At 67.2% G+C, this 15,819-nt stretch carries 14 protein-coding genes; all 14 read right to left on the bottom strand.

All coding sequences use genetic code 11. The features are described from left to right. Positions 1-1,677 carry a ribonuclease J gene (locus AMS67_RS14765; RefSeq protein ID WP_053353438.1) on the bottom strand — a complete coding sequence of 559 codons (1,677 nt, stop codon included), beginning with the start codon at positions 1,675-1,677 and terminating at the stop codon, positions 1-3. A gap of 15 nt (positions 1,678-1,692) precedes the next feature. Then, positions 1,693-2,670, bottom strand: a complete 978-nt coding sequence (gene dapA, locus AMS67_RS14760; RefSeq protein WP_053353629.1) for a 4-hydroxy-tetrahydrodipicolinate synthase — start codon at positions 2,668-2,670, stop codon at positions 1,693-1,695. Positions 2,671-2,692: 22 nt separating this feature from the next. Next, positions 2,693-3,193 (bottom strand): dihydrofolate reductase, encoded by a 501-nt coding sequence (locus AMS67_RS14755; protein WP_082305579.1) that lies wholly within the window; start codon positions 3,191-3,193, stop codon positions 2,693-2,695. A 14-nt stretch (positions 3,194-3,207) separates the two neighbouring features. Further along, positions 3,208-4,017, bottom strand: coding sequence for a thymidylate synthase (locus AMS67_RS14750; protein WP_053388325.1), 810 nt, complete (start codon positions 4,015-4,017; stop codon positions 3,208-3,210). A gap of 10 nt (positions 4,018-4,027) precedes the next feature. Beyond that, positions 4,028-5,020, bottom strand: coding sequence for a GGDEF domain-containing protein (locus AMS67_RS17765; RefSeq protein ID WP_162230864.1), 993 nt, complete (start codon positions 5,018-5,020; stop codon positions 4,028-4,030). Positions 5,021-5,140: 120 nt separating this feature from the next. Then, positions 5,141-6,739 carry an APC family permease gene (locus AMS67_RS14740; RefSeq protein WP_053353442.1) on the bottom strand — a complete coding sequence of 533 codons (1,599 nt, stop codon included), beginning with the start codon at positions 6,737-6,739 and terminating at the stop codon, positions 5,141-5,143. Positions 6,740-6,852: 113 nt separating this feature from the next. Further along, the gene (locus AMS67_RS14735; RefSeq protein ID WP_241488103.1) at positions 6,853-7,311 is read right to left on the bottom strand and encodes a hypothetical protein; all 459 of its coding nucleotides are present in this window, start codon (positions 7,309-7,311) and stop codon (positions 6,853-6,855) included. Beyond that, the gene (gene dapB / locus AMS67_RS14730) at positions 7,308-8,066 is read right to left on the bottom strand and encodes a 4-hydroxy-tetrahydrodipicolinate reductase (RefSeq protein WP_053388048.1); all 759 of its coding nucleotides are present in this window, start codon (positions 8,064-8,066) and stop codon (positions 7,308-7,310) included. Before dapB ends, AMS67_RS14735 begins: the two co-directional genes overlap by 4 nt. A 46-nt stretch (positions 8,067-8,112) precedes the next feature. Further along, a complete protein-coding gene (locus AMS67_RS14725; protein ID WP_053388047.1) occupies positions 8,113-9,507 on the bottom strand; it encodes a M16 family metallopeptidase in 1,395 nt (464 codons plus the stop codon). 62 nt (positions 9,508-9,569) lie between these two features. Beyond that, entirely contained in the window at positions 9,570-10,091 is a 522-nt protein-coding gene (locus AMS67_RS14720; RefSeq protein WP_053388046.1) for a DUF4395 domain-containing protein, read from the bottom strand. Then, entirely contained in the window at positions 10,088-10,582 is a 495-nt protein-coding gene (locus AMS67_RS14715) for a thioredoxin family protein (RefSeq protein WP_075201466.1), read from the bottom strand. The genes AMS67_RS14720 and AMS67_RS14715 overlap by 4 nt, the downstream gene beginning before the upstream one ends. A 127-nt stretch (positions 10,583-10,709) precedes the next feature. Beyond that, a complete protein-coding gene (locus AMS67_RS14710; protein ID WP_053388044.1) occupies positions 10,710-12,974 on the bottom strand; it encodes a polyribonucleotide nucleotidyltransferase in 2,265 nt (754 codons plus the stop codon). Positions 12,975-13,208: 234 nt separating this feature from the next. Beyond that, positions 13,209-14,267 carry an asparaginase domain-containing protein gene (locus AMS67_RS14705; RefSeq protein ID WP_053388043.1) on the bottom strand — a complete coding sequence of 353 codons (1,059 nt, stop codon included), beginning with the start codon at positions 14,265-14,267 and terminating at the stop codon, positions 13,209-13,211. After that, positions 14,264-15,751, bottom strand: coding sequence for an amino acid permease (locus AMS67_RS14700; RefSeq protein ID WP_053388042.1), 1,488 nt, complete (start codon positions 15,749-15,751; stop codon positions 14,264-14,266). Before AMS67_RS14700 ends, AMS67_RS14705 begins: the two co-directional genes overlap by 4 nt. Positions 15,752-15,819: the final 68 nt, after the last annotated feature.

The raw sequence follows: 15,819 nt of genomic DNA, 5'->3' as shown, positions 1-15,819 counted from the left end.
CTACACCACCACCACGACGGGAACGATCATCGACTTGCGGCGCAGCTTCGTGCCGACCCAGCGTCCGACGGTGCGGCGCGTGATCTGCTGCAGCGCGTGCTGATCGGTGACGCCCTCCTTCATCGCCTGCTCGAGCGCATCGGCGATCTGCGGCTTGATCTTGTCGAAGACCCGGTCGTCTTCGGCGACCCCCTTGGCGTGCACCTCGGGGCCCGAGACGATCTGACCGAGGCTCGTCTCCACCACCGTGATGACGGAGATGAAGCCCTCTTCGGCGAGCGTGCGGCGATCGCGCAGGTCGTCGTCGGTGACGCGCCCCACGCTCTTGCCGTCGACGTAGATGAAGTCGATCTCGAGCTGCCCCACGGTGCGTGCGACGCCGTCGACCAGGTCAACGACGGTGCCGTTCTCGGCGATGACGGTGCGGTTCTGGGGCACACCGGTCTCGATCGCGACGCGAGCGTTCGCGATGAGGTGACGGTACTCGCCGTGGATCGGCATGACATTCTTCGGGCGCACGATGTTGTAGCAGTACATGAGCTCGCCCGCGGAGGCGTGCCCCGAGACGTGCACCTTGGCGTTGCCCTTGTGCACGACGTTCGCACCGAGCTTCATGAGTCCGTTGATGATGCGGTAGACCGAGTTCTCGTTGCCCGGGATCAGGCTCGAGGCCAGGATCACGGTGTCACGGGGGCCGATCTCGACCTGGTGCTCCTGGTTGACCATGCGCGAGAGCACGGCCATCGGCTCGCCCTGCGAACCGGTCGACATGTAGACGATGCGATCGTCGGGGATGTCGCCGCTCTTCTTCAGGTCGACCAGCACGCCCTCGGGCACGGTGAGGTAGCCGAGGTCAGACGCGATCTTCATGTTGCGCACCATGGAGCGGCCGAGCAGCACGACGCGGCGACCGTTCTTCTGCGCGGCGTCGAGCACCTGCTGCACGCGGTGCACGTGGCTCGAGAAGCTCGCGACCACGACCTTGCCCGGTGCCTTTTCGATCACGCGCTCGAGCACCGGCCCGATGTCCTTCTCCAGTGCGGTGAAGCCCGGAACCTCCGCGTTGGTCGAGTCGGTCATGAAGAGGTCGACGCCTTCTTCGCCCAGGCGGGCGAAGGCGCGGAGGTCGGTGATGCGGCCGTCGAGCGGCAGCTGATCCATCTTGAAGTCGCCGGTGCCGATGACCAGGCCGGCCTCGGTGCGAATCGCGACCGCGAGCGCATCCGGGATGGAGTGATTCACCGCGATAAATTCGAGATCGAACGGACCGGTGGTGATGCGATCGCCCTCGGCGACCACGCGGGTCTCCGGGCGAATACGGTGCTCCTTGAGCTTCGCCTCGACGAAGGCGAGCGTCAGCTTCGAACCGATCAGCGGGATGTTCTCGCGTCGCTTGAGCAGGTACGGCACTGCGCCGATGTGGTCTTCGTGACCGTGGGTGAGCACGACCGCGACGATGTCGCCGAGTCGGTGCTCGATCTTCGAGATATCGGGCAGGATCAAGTCCACGCCGGGCTGGTGCTCCTCGGGGAAGAGCACACCGCAGTCGACGACGAGCAGCTTGCCGTTGATCTCGTAGACGGTCATATTGCGACCGACTTCACCGAGACCGCCGAGCGGAGTGATGCGCAGGGTTCCCGCCTCGAGCTTGGGCGGGGTCATTACGGGGTTGGGCACTGGGCCTCCTGTTTATTAGCGGGTGGTGCCTGCGATCTGGGGCAGGGCACCGCCGGCAGCCGCGTTGCGGTCCGGCCTGAAGTTCGAGAGGTCGACACCCGGGAAGTCCTTGATGAGGGCGAGCTCGTCTTCGATGAGCGCCGCCTCCCACTCTTCCGGGCCGACGAGGGGCAGCCGCACGCGCGGGCTGCCGATACGGCCGAGGCCGTGGAGGATGTACTTGGCGGCGACGGTACCCGGCACGTGGGTCATGACCGCGCGCACCAGCGGTTCGAGTCGCTGATGCACTTCGCGCGCCGTGTGCAGGTCACCGGCGTTCACCGCATCGATGATGGTGCGGTACGGTGCTGCGGCGATGTTGGCTGTCACGCCGATGAGTCCGGTGGCGCCAATCGAGAGGTGCGGCAGCACGTTCGCGTCATCGCCGGAGAAGTACATGAGATCGGTCTGGTTCAGCACCCGACTGACCTCACTGAAGTCGCCCTTGGCGTCTTTCACGGCGAGGATGTTGGGGTGCTTCGCGAGCCGCAGGATCGTCTCGTACTTGATCGGCACACCGGTGCGGCCGGGAATGTCGTACAGGATGACCGGCAGGTCGGTCGCGTCGGCGACCATGCGGAAGTGCGTCAGCAGCCCCGCCTGGGTCGGCTTGTTGTAATACGGCGTGACGATCATGACGCCGTCAGCGCCGGCCTTCTCGCTGGCGCGGTACAGCTCGATCGCGTGCGCGGTCTCGTTCGACCCGCCGCCCGTGATGATCTTGGCGCGCCCACCTGACACCGACTTCGCGACCTCGACGAGCTTGAGCTTCTCGGGGTCGGTCAGCGTGCTGGTCTCGCCGGTCGTGCCGGTGACCACGATGCCGTCCGCACCGTTCGAGATGCAGTCGTCGATGTGCTTCTCGGTCGCGGCCCAATCGACTTCGCCATCAGCCTGGAACGGCGTGATGAGAGCGACAAGGACCTGACCGAACGGATTCTCTGGGTGTGCCACGAGACTAGGCTACCGGACGATTTCACACGGAACGCGCGCGACTCCAGCGTTCGAAGCGGTATGCGAGCCCGGTGCGCGAGATTTGCGGGGTGCCGGGGTCGACGAGTTGCCACTCCGGGCCGATCTCGGGAGCGAAGGTGTCGGCGTCGGGCACGTCGAGGTCGATTTTCGTCACCACAAGTTCATCTGCGATCGGCATGGCTGCTCGATAGAGCTGCCCGCCACCCATGACCCACACGCGATCCGCGGGTTCGGTCTCACCCGCGAGCGCAGCGATGGCAGCATCGAGCGAGCCCACCACTCGCCCGCCCGGTGCATCGAACGCGGGGTTGCGCGTGACCACGAGATTCGCGCGGCCCGGCAGCGGCCGGAATCGCTCCGGCAGCGATTCCCAGGTGCTGCGACCCATGATGACGGGCGCACCGAGGGTCTGCTCTTTGAAGAAGGCGGCGTCTTCGGGCAGACGCCAGGGCATGTCGCCATCGCGGCCGATCGCTCTGTCGCGGGCCTCCGCCCAGATCATTCCGATGCGCACGGTCAGACCGCGACCGGCGCCTTGATGCCGGGGTGGTGCTCGTAGCCGACGACCTCGAAGTCTTCGAGCGTGTAGTCGAAGATCGATTCGGCTTTGCGGATCTCGATCTTCGGGTACGGGAACGCATCTCGCGACAGCTGCCGCTCCACCTGCTCGACGTGGTTGTCGTAGATGTGGCAGTCGCCGCCCGTCCACACGAACTCACCGGGCTCCAGCCCGACCTGCTGCGCGAGCATGAGCGTCAGCAGCGCGTATGAGGCGATGTTGAAGGGCACGCCGAGGAACATGTCTGCCGACCGCTGGTAGAGCTGGCACGAGAGCTTGCCGTCGGCCACGTAGAACTGGAAGAACGCGTGGCACGGCGCGAGCGCCATCTCGTCGAGCTCCGCGACATTCCAGGCCGACACGATGATGCGACGCGAGTCGGGGGTGTCGCGCAACTGCTCGACGACCTTCGCGATCTGATCGATGTGACCGCCGTCGGGTGTCGGCCAAGAGCGCCACTGCACGCCGTAGACCGGGCCGAGGTCGCCGTTCTCGTCGGCCCACTCGTCCCAGATGGTGACGCCCTGATCGGTCAGATACTGCGTGTTGCCCTCGCCCCGCAGAAACCAGAGCAGTTCGACCGCGAGCGACTTAAAATGCACGCGCTTGGTCGTGATGAGCGGGAACGACTCCGCGAGATCGAATCGAATCTGCCGCCCGAAGAGGCTTCGCGTGCCCGTGCCGGTACGATCCGACTTCTGCGTGCCGTGCTCGTACACCTCTCGCAGCAGATCTTCGTAGGGGGTCAGGATCGCGTTCGCACTCACGAGCAGGAGTCTATCGCGGCTCGGGCTCGGCTTCGGCCCGATGTTCGGCCCCGCCGCCGCCGTTCGCTTTGCGCGCACGCTTCGCGGTGAGCATGCCGAGGTCGGCGCGCGAAATGAACGCGTCCGCGCTTTCGCCGGGCAGCCACTCGGCGATTCCATACGACCAGCCGGGGGTCGGAATTTCACGGTGCAGACGCTCCGCGATCGTCTGCGCCATGTCGGCGTCGGCATCGACGAGCAGCAGTGCGAACTCGTCGCCGCCGAAGCGGGCGAAGACGTCGCCGGGGCGGCAGCGATCCTGCATCTGCGTCGCGAAGTCGCGCAGCACGCGATCGCCCTCGGAATGCCCCCGCCGATCATTGATCAGTTTGAAATCGTCGAGATCGAGGTAGACGAGCGTCACCGGTCGGCCGCTGCGCTGCGATCCCGCGACCTCGCGTTCGAGCAGTCGCGCGAATCCGCGCGAATTCCACACGTCGCAGAGCGGGTCGGTCAGCGACGCGCGTTCGAGACGGCGCTTGAACAGGCCGATGAGCTCCCCGAGTAGCAGACCCGTCGTCGTGAGCGTGAGCAGCACCGACGACATCTCCAGACCGTGACGCAGCAGGATGAACAGGTCTACGAACCCGATCCATGCGTAGCCGAGCAGACGCGCGAACCACATCGGGAAGAACCAGACGAGGTAGAGAAAAAACGGCCCGAACAAGAGCGCCGTGTTCAGGGCGCGCACGCGATCGGGGGCGAGCAGCACCGAGGGAACCACCACCAGGAACGCGGCCACCATGAGGATGCCCGCTGCCGTCGCGGAGAAGCGCTCCCCCGCGATCGCGACCGCGACCGCGAGCACCAGGCAGGCCAACGCGACCGCGACGAGATCGGGTCGCCGATCGCCCGGCGGCAGGAACAGCGTCGCGTTCACGCCCGCGAAGAGCATGCCCGCGGCAAGGAACGCGAGCGTCGCGATCGAGCGATCATTCTGGCGCGCACGAATCCTGTGAATCACCGCGATCATGCCCCACCCGTCTGTCAGAGATCTGATCCTATGTCATGACCGGTGAACATGCACCTGGAATGCCGCGCGGCGCACGACGAATCGTGCGCCGCCGACCGGGAGCCCGTGAAACTACGAGCCGAGGCCGTCGTCGAACACCGGCATGGCCGAGGTGTCGCTCGATGCATCGACGCGCGCGAGCACCCCGCCCCGGAAGAACGCCGGTGAAGCCTTCGCCTGCAGCAGCATGAGCACGACACCGATGGCGAGCACGGCGACACCGATGATGCCGACGAGCCCCACTCCAGCAATACTGCTGCCCGACCCGGCCTCCGGATCCATCGCGTCGATGGTGGTCTTCACGAACACGATCAGCAGCAGCAGGCCGCCGATACCCGGGAGCACGAGCTTCGAGATCACCGAACCGACGCCCTCGCGCACCGCCGTCTTGCGGAAGTACCAGGGGCTCGCGAGTGCCGTAATGCCGTAGTAGAAGCACACCATCATGCCGAGCGCCGTGATCGTATCCCACAGCACGTCCTCGCTGATGAACCGCATCACCGCATAGAACACGGAGGCGACGATCGACGAGAGCAGCAGCGCGATGTGCGGCGACTTGTACTTCGGGTGCACCCGCTTGATGGCTGCGGGCAGCGCGCGGTAGTGCGACATCGCGAGCAGGGTGCGCGCCGGAGAGATGGCGGTGGAGTTGATCGAGGCCATGGCGCTCACGAGAATCGCGAGCGACAGGAGGATCGCCGCCGGCCCCATCACGGGATGCGCGAGGGCGGCGAAGACGTTCTCCACGATCGCGGAGTTGCCGAGGCCCGTCGGCCCATCGCCGAGCCCCGCGTAGGCGACCGTCGCCGTCGCGGTGCCGACGTAGAGTACGAGAAGAATACCGATGAGAATCATCGCCGCTTTGCTCTCGGTCGAGAGCCGACCCTTCGACGGCTTCGTCTCCTCCCCCATCGTGAGCACGGTGTCCCAGCCCCAGTAGACGAAAATCGAGACCGCGATGCCCGCGGCGAAGGCGCTGAAGCTCGACACTTCGAACGGGTTGAACCACGAGAGCTCAGGGGTACGGCCCTCAACGTTGGCGGGGTCGCCCGAGCCGACGAACATCGCGACGATGAACCAGATCATGACCGCCATCTGGAAGACGACCGTGACGTACTGGAAGATCTTGGTCGAGGTCATGCCCCGGTACGAGATGAACGTCGCGAGGGCCATGAACCCGAGGCACACCGCGATGTTGATGAATTTGTTGGTCGCGAGCTCCGCGATCGAGTGATCGTTCATCAGAATGCTGAGCGACTGGAACAGGAACTCCACGGCGATGCCGGCGAGGTTCGACAGCACGAGCACCGTGGCGGCGATGAGGCCCCACCCGGCCATCCACCCGATCCAGGGGCCGAACGCGCGAGTCGCCCAGGTGAACGAGGTGCCGGAGTCGGGCATCGCCGTGTTCAGCGCGCGATAGCCGAGCGCGACGAGCAGCATCGGAATGAAGCCCATCAGGAAGATCGCGGGGGTCTGATAGCCGACTTCGCTGGCCGCCGGCCCGACCGCTGCCGTGAGGGTGTATGCCGGGGCGCACGTCGAGAGGCCAATGACGAGGGCACCCAGCACGCCGACCGTGCCGGAGGGGAGCCCCTTCTTGCTGATTCCGCTGACGGAATCGAGCGTCCGCGTCGCGGGCTCCGGTGCGTTGAGATCGTACTTCGCCATGTCACCTTTCCAGACTTCGGGGCATCATTGCGCGCTCCAGAATGCTCCGGACGTGGTGGCCCGGGCATCGAGTCTATGCAGGTGGATAGTGATTCACGAAACGGTGGAGGACCTCACCGAAGATCCTGTCGTTCAAGCGCGATTGCTTGACGAATCGCACCCCTCGCGCGCTTCCGATCCCCGCACGCGTCGTAGACAATTCCGAGGCGCATCCAGTCGCGCCACGACTCGGGCGCGGCTTCAACGGCGTCGCGGTAGCGCGGGAACGCCGCGTCGGCGTCCGCGCGATCCGGTCTCCCGGACGGATGGGTGGCCACCGGTTCTTCGGGGAGCGCACCCTCAGCTTCCAAACGATCCGCCAGACGCGTCGCCGAGCTGCCGAAGCGTATCTCGCGAAGCAACGCCCAGGCGCCGATGAGCGGCAGTACGAGCATCGCCGCACCCATCACGATCGCGACGATCTCTCCGGAACCGAGCAGGGCGATCGCACGAATGCCGACGAACACGAAGTAGAGCACCAGCACGGCGCTCATGATCGTGACGCCGATGATGGCGCGGGTGCGGCCGCTCACGCTGCGCCCCCCGAGCGCGCGCCGATGGCGCCGAGCCCGAGGAGGGCGTCGAGCCCGACGGTGAGGCCGCGCGCCGCGACGATCGCCTCAAGTGCGGCTCGCACGCCGGCGCGATAGGCCTCGTTCGAGTGGGTGTCGTGGGTCACCGTCAGCACTTCGCCGGGCCCGCCGAAGCGCACCTCTTGCTTGGCGACGACTCCGGCAAGCCGCAGACTGTGCACGGGAATGCCCGCAACGAGTTCGCCGCGCGCCGGCTGCTCGGCGAACGGCGCGTCGACCGGTCGACCTGCGCGGGCCTCGGCCATCAGCTCCGCGGTGCGCACTGCCGTGCCGCTCGGCGAATCCACCTTGCCGGGGTGGTGCGCTTCGATGACCTCGACCGCGTCGAAGTACGGGGCGGCGATGCGTGCGAGCGCCGTGCCGAGCACCGAACCGAGCGAGAAGTTCGGCACGACGATCACGCCGCGATCCGGCTGCTCGGTAAGCCGCGCTTCGAGCTCGACCAGGCGCTCCGACGACCAGCCGCTGGTGCCGACGATGATCTGCTGCCCCCGCGCGAGCGCACGCGACACGATCTCAGGAGACACGTCGGGGCGGCTAACGTCGATGAGAATGTCGGCGTCAGCCCCTCCCTCTGGCGCCGACGAGCTGCGCAGGCGTGCGACCAGCTCGAAATCGGGGTGCTCCTCGATCACCTCGCACACGAGGCGGCCCAGGCGGCCCGTCGAACCCGAAACGGCTACACGATGCGTCATGCGTCCAGGCTACCGGGCGCCGGGTGCACGCTCTGACTGGCCGGGCTCAGGAGTGCTCGGTGATGGTGGATCGCGATGCGTCTCCCACCGCGACCACCGTGAGCGGGCGCGCGGCCAGCTGCGCCGCGACGTCGCGGATATCGTCGAGCGTGACCGCGGCGAAGCGCTCCAGCGACGCGTCGAGATCGAACAGCTCCCCGCTGCCGAGTTCCGCACGCGCGAGTCGCCCCATGCGCGTATCCGAATCTTCGAGCGCCAGCGCGGTTGATCCGGCGATCTGGCCGAGCGCGCGCTCGTGTTCGTCGGCGGTGATGCCGCGATCCGCGAGGGCGCGCAGCTCGATGCGGCTCAGCTCGATCACCTCTGCCGCTTTCTGCGGAGCGCACCCGGCATACATGGCGAAAAGCCCGGCGTCGGAGTAGCTCGCGCCGAACGAGTAGGCCGTGTAAGCCAGCCCGCGCTTCTCGCGAATCTCCTGGAAGAGTCGACTCGACATGCCGCCGCCGAGCACCGAGTTCATGATGCCGAACGCGAAGCGGCGCGGATCGTTCGCGCTGAAGCCGTGCGTGCCGATGAGCAGGTTGAGCTGCTCGGAGGGTCGCTCAGTGATCTGAACACGTGGTTCGGCGGCCTGCGCCGCGTCGAGCGACGTCGCTTCGGCGAAGTCGGTATCCGCGCGCTGCAGGCGGCGCACGGGCGCCCCCGCACGGTCGGTGTGCCACCGCTCTTCCGTTGAGGTATCGAGGGCGGCGACCACCTGCGCCACGAGCGCATCATGATCGACCGCGCCGGCCGCGGTGACGACGAGCGTCGACGGATCGTACCGGTCGCGGTAGTGCCGATCGACGTCGTCGCGACGCGCCTCCTGAATCGTATGCGGCCACCCCCCGATCGGTCGGCCGAGCGGGTGCTGCGCACCGAGTACGGCCTCGAAGAAGCGCTCGTTCGCAACGTCAGCCAGGTCGTCGGCGGCCATCGCCAGCTCTTCGAGAATCACCCCGCGCTCCGTCTCGAACTCGTCAGCGTCGATCACCGAGTTCGCGACCATGTCGGAGAGCATGGTGACGGCGACGTCAAGGTCGGCGTCTCGCACCTTCGCGTAGTAGCAGGTGTACTCCTTGGCCGTCAGCGCATTGTGCTCGGCGCCGATGCGGTCAAACTCCGTCGCGATCGTGTAGGCGTCGCGCGAAGGGGTGCCCTTGAACAGGAGGTGCTCGAGGAAGTGAGTCGACCCCAGGCTGCCCGGGGCATCCCCGCGCTCGGCCTGCTCATCACGCGACCCCACGCCCACCCAGAACCCGATCGACGCGCTGCGTGCACCGGGCATACGCTCGGTGAGCACGCGCAGACCGCTGGGGTGCACGGTGCGCCGCACGAGGCCCCCGCTCAAATCTGCGGTGAGTTCTGCCTGGTCGAGGGGAAGCTGAATGGGTGCACGCATGCCCCTCAGCCTAGGGCCTCAGCCGGGCGTGGCGATCCGGCACCATGCGTCGCCCGACTGATTCAGCGGATCACCCGCGCGCGCCGCAGCAGCAGGTAGAGTTCGCAGCCCAGGCAGAACGCGAATGCCGCGTTCAGGAATGCGGCGATGAATGCGGCTGCGGCCGCGATCGGCAGGGCCCACGGCACGCCGAGCACGTGCAGCAGCAACCCGGCCCCCGTGACGAATGCGCCCACCCCCTGCGCGAAGGTCGGCGGCGCCGCGGCTTCGAGCTCGGTGGGCGGCGCGAGGCGGGGTCGGATCGCCACGGCGAAGAGGAGCCCGAACGGGTGCCGACGCACGCCCGCCGCGGCTCCCCACACGAAGAGCACAAACAGTGCGAGCAGCAGCAGCGCACCCGGCTCGAGCAGCCGCGCAAACGGAGTGCGCTGAGCCAATTCGGTCGGGTCGACGGCGGAACCCGTTGCCAGCGACAGTGCGACCGCGATGAAGAGCAGTGTCGCGGTAATGGCTGCGGCGAAGCGGGGACCCCGAGGATCGACGCGGTCTCGCACGAGGGCCGGAGTTGCGGATGCGGTCGTCACAGGTAGCTCCGTTCGAGCAGGCGCGCTTCGGTCTGGGGGTCGCGTTCGGGGGCGAGTGCGAGGTCGACCAGTTGGGTCGCCTGCGCTGCACTGATCGGGCCCGACACACGGGTACGCAGGCGGCCGGATCCATCGAGGATCAGCACGGTCGGAGTACGCAGGATATTGAAGCGCGAGATCAAGTCATCGCGTGTGGTGACGTCCACCTCGACGTGCGCCACGCCGGGGTGCGTGTCGGCGGCGCGGTTCAGCGTGCGCGCCGTCGCCGGGCAGCGCGCGCACGTCTCGGTGCTGAATTGCACGAGCGTGAGTCGCTCCCCGAACCGTGCCGCATGACTTCCCGGAGCCGTGAACGCCTCAGGCCGCAGGCGTTCCGAGTCCGCTGCCGCGGGGATACGCACACGCGTGCGCGTCAGGTGCAGCACCCACCCGAGACCGAGGGACGCGACGACGAGCGCCGCGAGCACGACCACCACTACATTCGCTTGCATAATGTGACCCATTATGCACCCGAATGCATTGGTGTGTGCTCAGATGACGAAACAGGTCGACACACGCGACAGCGCCCGTCGATCCGTGCAAGACGAATCGGCGGGCGCTGTCGTTCAGGCGTCGAGATTACTCGGCGGCCGGAGCTTCTTCCGCAGCCTCGGCTGCAGCCTCCGCAGGAGCCTCGTCGATGACGGGCTCGAGCGACAGCTTGCCGCGATCGTCGACCTTCGTGATCTTCACGAGGATCTTCTGGCCGACCGAGAGCACGTCGTCCACGCTCTCGATGCGCTTGCCACCGGCGAGCTTGCGCACCTCGGAGATATGCAGCAGGCCGTCCTTGCCCGGGAGCAACGACACGAAGGCGCCGAAGGCGGCGTTCTTCACGACGGTACCGAGGTACTGCTCGCCGACCTCGGGGTTCTGCGGGTTGGCGATCGCGTTGACCTGCGCGCGCGCAGCCTCGGCCGCGGGGCCATCGGTGGCGCCGATGTAGACGGTGCCGTCGTCGTCGATCGAGATGTCGGCACCGGTCTCATCCTGGATGCCGTTGATCGTCTTGCCCTTGGGGCCGATGAGCTCGCCGATCTTGTCGACGGGGATGTTCACCGTGATCACGCGAGGCGCGGTCGGAGCCATCTCATCGGGGACGTCGATCGCCTGGTTCAGCACACCCAGGATCGTGAGGCGAGCCTCGTGCGCCTGCGTCAGCGCACCCTTCAGCACGGAGGCTGGGAGGCCGTCGAGCTTGGTGTCGAGCTGGATCGCGGTGATGAACTCCGAGGTACCGGCGACCTTGAAGTCCATGTCGCCGAGCGCGTCTTCCGCACCGAGGATGTCGGTGAGGGCAGCGTAACGGGTCTCACCGTCGACCTGGTCGGAGACCAGGCCCATGGCGATGCCGGCAACGGGTGCGCGCAGCGGCACACCGGCGTTAAGCAGCGACAGCGTCGAAGCGCAGACGGAGCCCATCGAGGTCGAGCCGTTCGAGCCCAGCGCCTCGGAGACCTGGCGGATGGCGTACGGGAACTCCTCGCGGCTCGGCAGCACCGGCACGAGCGCGCGCTCGGCGAGGAAGCCGTGCCCGATCTCGCGACGCTTCGGCGAGCCGACGCGGCCGGTCTCACCGGTCGAGTACGGCGGGAAGTTGTAGTGGTGCAGGTAGCGCTTGCTCGTGATCGGCGACAGCGAATCGATCTGCTGCTCCATCTTGAGCATGTTCAGCGTGGTGACGCCCAGGATCTGGGTCTCACCGCGCTGGAAGATGGCCGAACCGTGCACGCGCGGGATGACCTGAACCTCGGCGTCGAGCGCGCGGATGTCGCTCGTGCCGCGGCCGTCCATGCGGACGCCCTCGGTGAGCACGCGGCTGCGCACGATGTCTTTGGTAACCGACTTGTAGGCGGCCGAAACCTCGGCGTTGGCCGATGCGGGGAGCTCCCCGGCCTCGACCTTGGCCGCGATGGCCTCCTTGACGCGAGCCTTGAGGGCGTCATCGGCGTCCTGACGCTCGAGCTTGTCGGCGATCTGGTAGATCGGTGCGAGCTCGGTGCGAGCGAGGGCGTCGACCGCCGCGAGCACCTCGTCGGTGTAGGGCAGGAAGACCGGGTAGTCAGCGATCTCCTTCGCCGACTGCGCGGCGAGCTCCGACTGAGCCTTGACGAGCTGCGCGATGAACGGCTTCGCCGCATCGAGGCCCTCGGCGACGACGGCCTCGTTGGGCTTGGTCGCGCCACCGCGGATGAGCTCCCAGCTCTGCTCCGTGGCTTCGGCCTCGACCATCATGATCGCGACGTCTTCGTTGCCCTGCGCGTCGGTGACGACACGACCGGCGACGACCAGGTCGAACACAGCGTCCTTGAGCTGTTCCACGTTCGGGAACGCGACCCACTGGTCACCGATGAGCGCGAGGCGCACACCGGCGATCGGACCGGAGAACGGCAGGCCCGAGATCTGGGTCGATGCCGAAGCCGCGTTGATCGCGAGAGCGTCGTAGAACTCGCCCGGTGCGATCGAGAGCACGGTGATGACGACCTGGACCTCGTTGCGCAGACCGCTCACGAAGGAGGGGCGCAGCGGGCGGTCGATCAGACGGCAGACGAGGATCGCCTCGGTCGAGGGACGGCCCTCACGACGGAAGAACGAGCCGGGGATCTTGCCCGCGGCGTACGAGCGCTCTTCGACGTCGATGGTCAGCGGGAAGAAGTCGAAGTGATCCTTCGGCTGCTTCGATGCGCTGGTGGCCGAGAGGAGCATCGTCTCTTCGTCGAGGTAGGCCGCGACGGCGCCCTGAGCCTGCTGTGCAAGACGGCCGGTCTCGAACCGGATGGTGCGCTTGCCGAACTTGCCGTTATCGAGAACGGCCTCGGCGAACTTGATTTCAGGACCCTCCACAGGGTTCTCCTTACTCACGAGAGCACGCGGCCGACAGTCCCGGAGAGGACGCACCTGGTGTGCGGCGTGCGCGGGAGCTGATGTTCAGTAGACGACCACCCTGCAACCGCGCTCGGATTCAGAGGGATCCACCACCGAAGACCAGCCCGCCTGCCGACGTGCTCGATTCTTCGTTGCTGCGGGCGATTGCCCGCCCCACCAGCGTAGCATTCACGCCCGGAGAAGCCCCGAGATTCAGCGGAAGTCGGGGCCCGATTCATCCGCTCGGGCGGGGCGCAGCTCGCCGATCAGGTTCTCGCTGAGCAACGCGCGCAGCTGCGCCCCCGAAAAGCCCGCCCTTACGAGCGCCCGCAGCTTCGCGATCGCGGCCTCCGCCGTGAGATCGGTTCCGCCGATGACTCCGGCATCGGCGAGCACGGCGCCGACCGCGTACCTCGGCAGGTCGACGGCACCGTCATCGCACCGGGTGATCGCCAGGATCGGCACACCGCGCTCCCGAGCCGCATGCAGCACCTCGCGCGCCCGCTCCCCCGAGAACGGCGCAGTGCCAGCGCCGTAGCACTCAAGCACGAGCCCGTCAGGAAACGCTTCGATCGCCGCTTCGAGCAGCTTCGGTGGCAGGCCGGGAACCGCACTCAGCATGCCGACGCGCGGCGCCGCCGATCGCGCGGCGCCGGCAAGTGCTGCCGCCGCGCGATCCGGGAGCGTCGCCCCCTCGCCGAGTGGCCGGCGCGCATCGAACGCGTCGTCGGCCTCGCTCGATCGCTTCACGGCGCGCACGGCCGGAAGCGACCGGCCGCCGAACACGATGCGCACTCCCGCAGCGCCGCCCGCGGTCGCTTCCGCGAACGCGTCCACGAAGTTGGTGCCCGCGTCACCGCCGGCTGTTCCGAGCGGATGCTGCGCGCCCGTGAAGACGATCGGCAGCGCGAGATCGGCGCAGGCGAAGGCCGCCTGCGCCGCGCTGTGCGCCAGCGTGTCCGTGCCGTGCACGACGAGCGCACCGACCAGCGGCGATCCCGAAGCCGCCGCCGCGACCGCACGTTCGCGCACGATGTCGGCGATTTCGAGCGCGGTGCCATGGCCGGCCTCCGCGCTGTCGATGATCTCGGCCGGCTCGGCGAGCTCCCACACGACCGGTCGCCCGATCACCCGTTCGGCCTCGCGCACGAGTGCGGCGAGTTCAGCCCCGAAATCGGTCTGCGCCGCGAGCCCGTGGCCCGATTCGCGCATGCCGAACGTGCCCCCGCAGTACACCACCAGCAGTCGGCGCTGCTCGTCACTCGTCATCATCGAACGTCGCGATCCGCTTCGTCGGTGTCGAGCGCGGCCTCCGGAATCGCGAATGCCGAGGTGAAGGCGGCCGCGTTGATGCGGCGACGCACGACGAACCAGCCGAGCACCATCAGCACGACGACCCCGAGGAACACGAGCAGTGTGATCTGGCCCACCGCGGCGTCGAGCGCCATCAGCACGACGATGCCGACGAGGAAGATCAGCGTCACGGAGTTGGTGATCGGCGCGAACGGCAAACGGTACGTGGGGCGGCTCTCGCCGGTGCGCTGCGTGCGGCGCACGTAGAGCCAGTGGCAGACCATGATCGCGGCCCAGGTGCCGACGATGCCGATGCCCGCGAGGTTCAGCACGATGTCGAAGGCGCGCGCCGGCACGATGAAGTTGAGCCCGACACCGGCCACACCGATCGCCGCGGTGATCATGATGCCGCCGTAGGGTGCACCCGCGGAGTTGAGGCGCTTCGCGAACGCCGGCGCGGTACCCGCGACGGCCATCGAGCGCAGCGTGCGACCCGTGGCGTACAGCCCCGCATTGAGGCTCGACATGGCCGCGGTCAACACCACGACGTTCATGATGTCGCCCGCGTAGGGAATGCCGATCGAGTTCATCACGGTGACGAAGGGGCTCTCGCTGCCCGAATACGCGTTCCACGGCAGCAGCAGGGTGAAGAGGATCACCGAACCCGCGTAGAAGAGAATGATGCGCCACATGATCGAGTTGACGGCCTTCGGGATCGCCGCGCGAGGGTTCTCCGATTCGCCTGCAGCGACGCCCACCATCTCGGTGCCGCCGAATGCGAACACCACGCCGAGCGCGATCACGAACATCGCCCCGATCCCGTTCGGGAAGAAGCCGCCGTTGTCGGTGATGAGCTGGAAGCCCGGAGTGTGCCCGTCGACCGGGGTCTGCGTGACGACGAGATAGATGCCGATCAGGCCGAAGATGACGATCGCGCCGACCTTGATGATCGCGAACCAGTACTCCATCTCGCCGAAGAGCTTGACGGAGGCGACGTTCATCGCGAAGACGATCGCGAGTGCGATCAGCGCGAGCAGCCACTGGGGCACGGGCACGAAGACCGCCCAGAAGTGCAGATACAGCGCGACGGCGGTGATGTCGGCGATGACCGTCGTCGACCAGTTCAGGAAGTAGAGCCAGCCCACGGTGTAGGCGCCCTTCTCCCCCATGAACTCGCGCGCGTACGAGACGAACGCCCCCGAGGAGGGGCGATACATGACGAGTTCGCCGAGCGCTCGCACGACGAGGAACGCGAAGATGCCGCAGATGATGTAGACGAAGGCGAGCGACGGCCCGGCGATCTCCATGCGGCCACTGGCGCCGAGAAAGAGGCCCGTGCCGATCGAGCCACCGATCGCGATCATGGTGAGGTGTCGGCGCTTCAAACCGCGGTGATACCCGCTATCGCCGGCGTCGACGGCTTCGCCCGACGCCGCGTGGGGCGGAAGAACTTCTTCGTTCATGAGTCGAGACCCTTCTCTGTCGCTCGGTGGCGCCGCTGTGCGCACATCTGTCCGGCTGTCAGACAGAT

This window comes from Leucobacter japonicus, assembly GCF_001273855.1.
GTDB classification, from domain to species: Bacteria; Actinomycetota; Actinomycetes; order Actinomycetales; family Microbacteriaceae; genus Leucobacter; species Leucobacter japonicus.
Note: the sequence above shows the minus strand (reverse complement) of the source record. Positions and strands in the feature narration are given on the sequence as shown.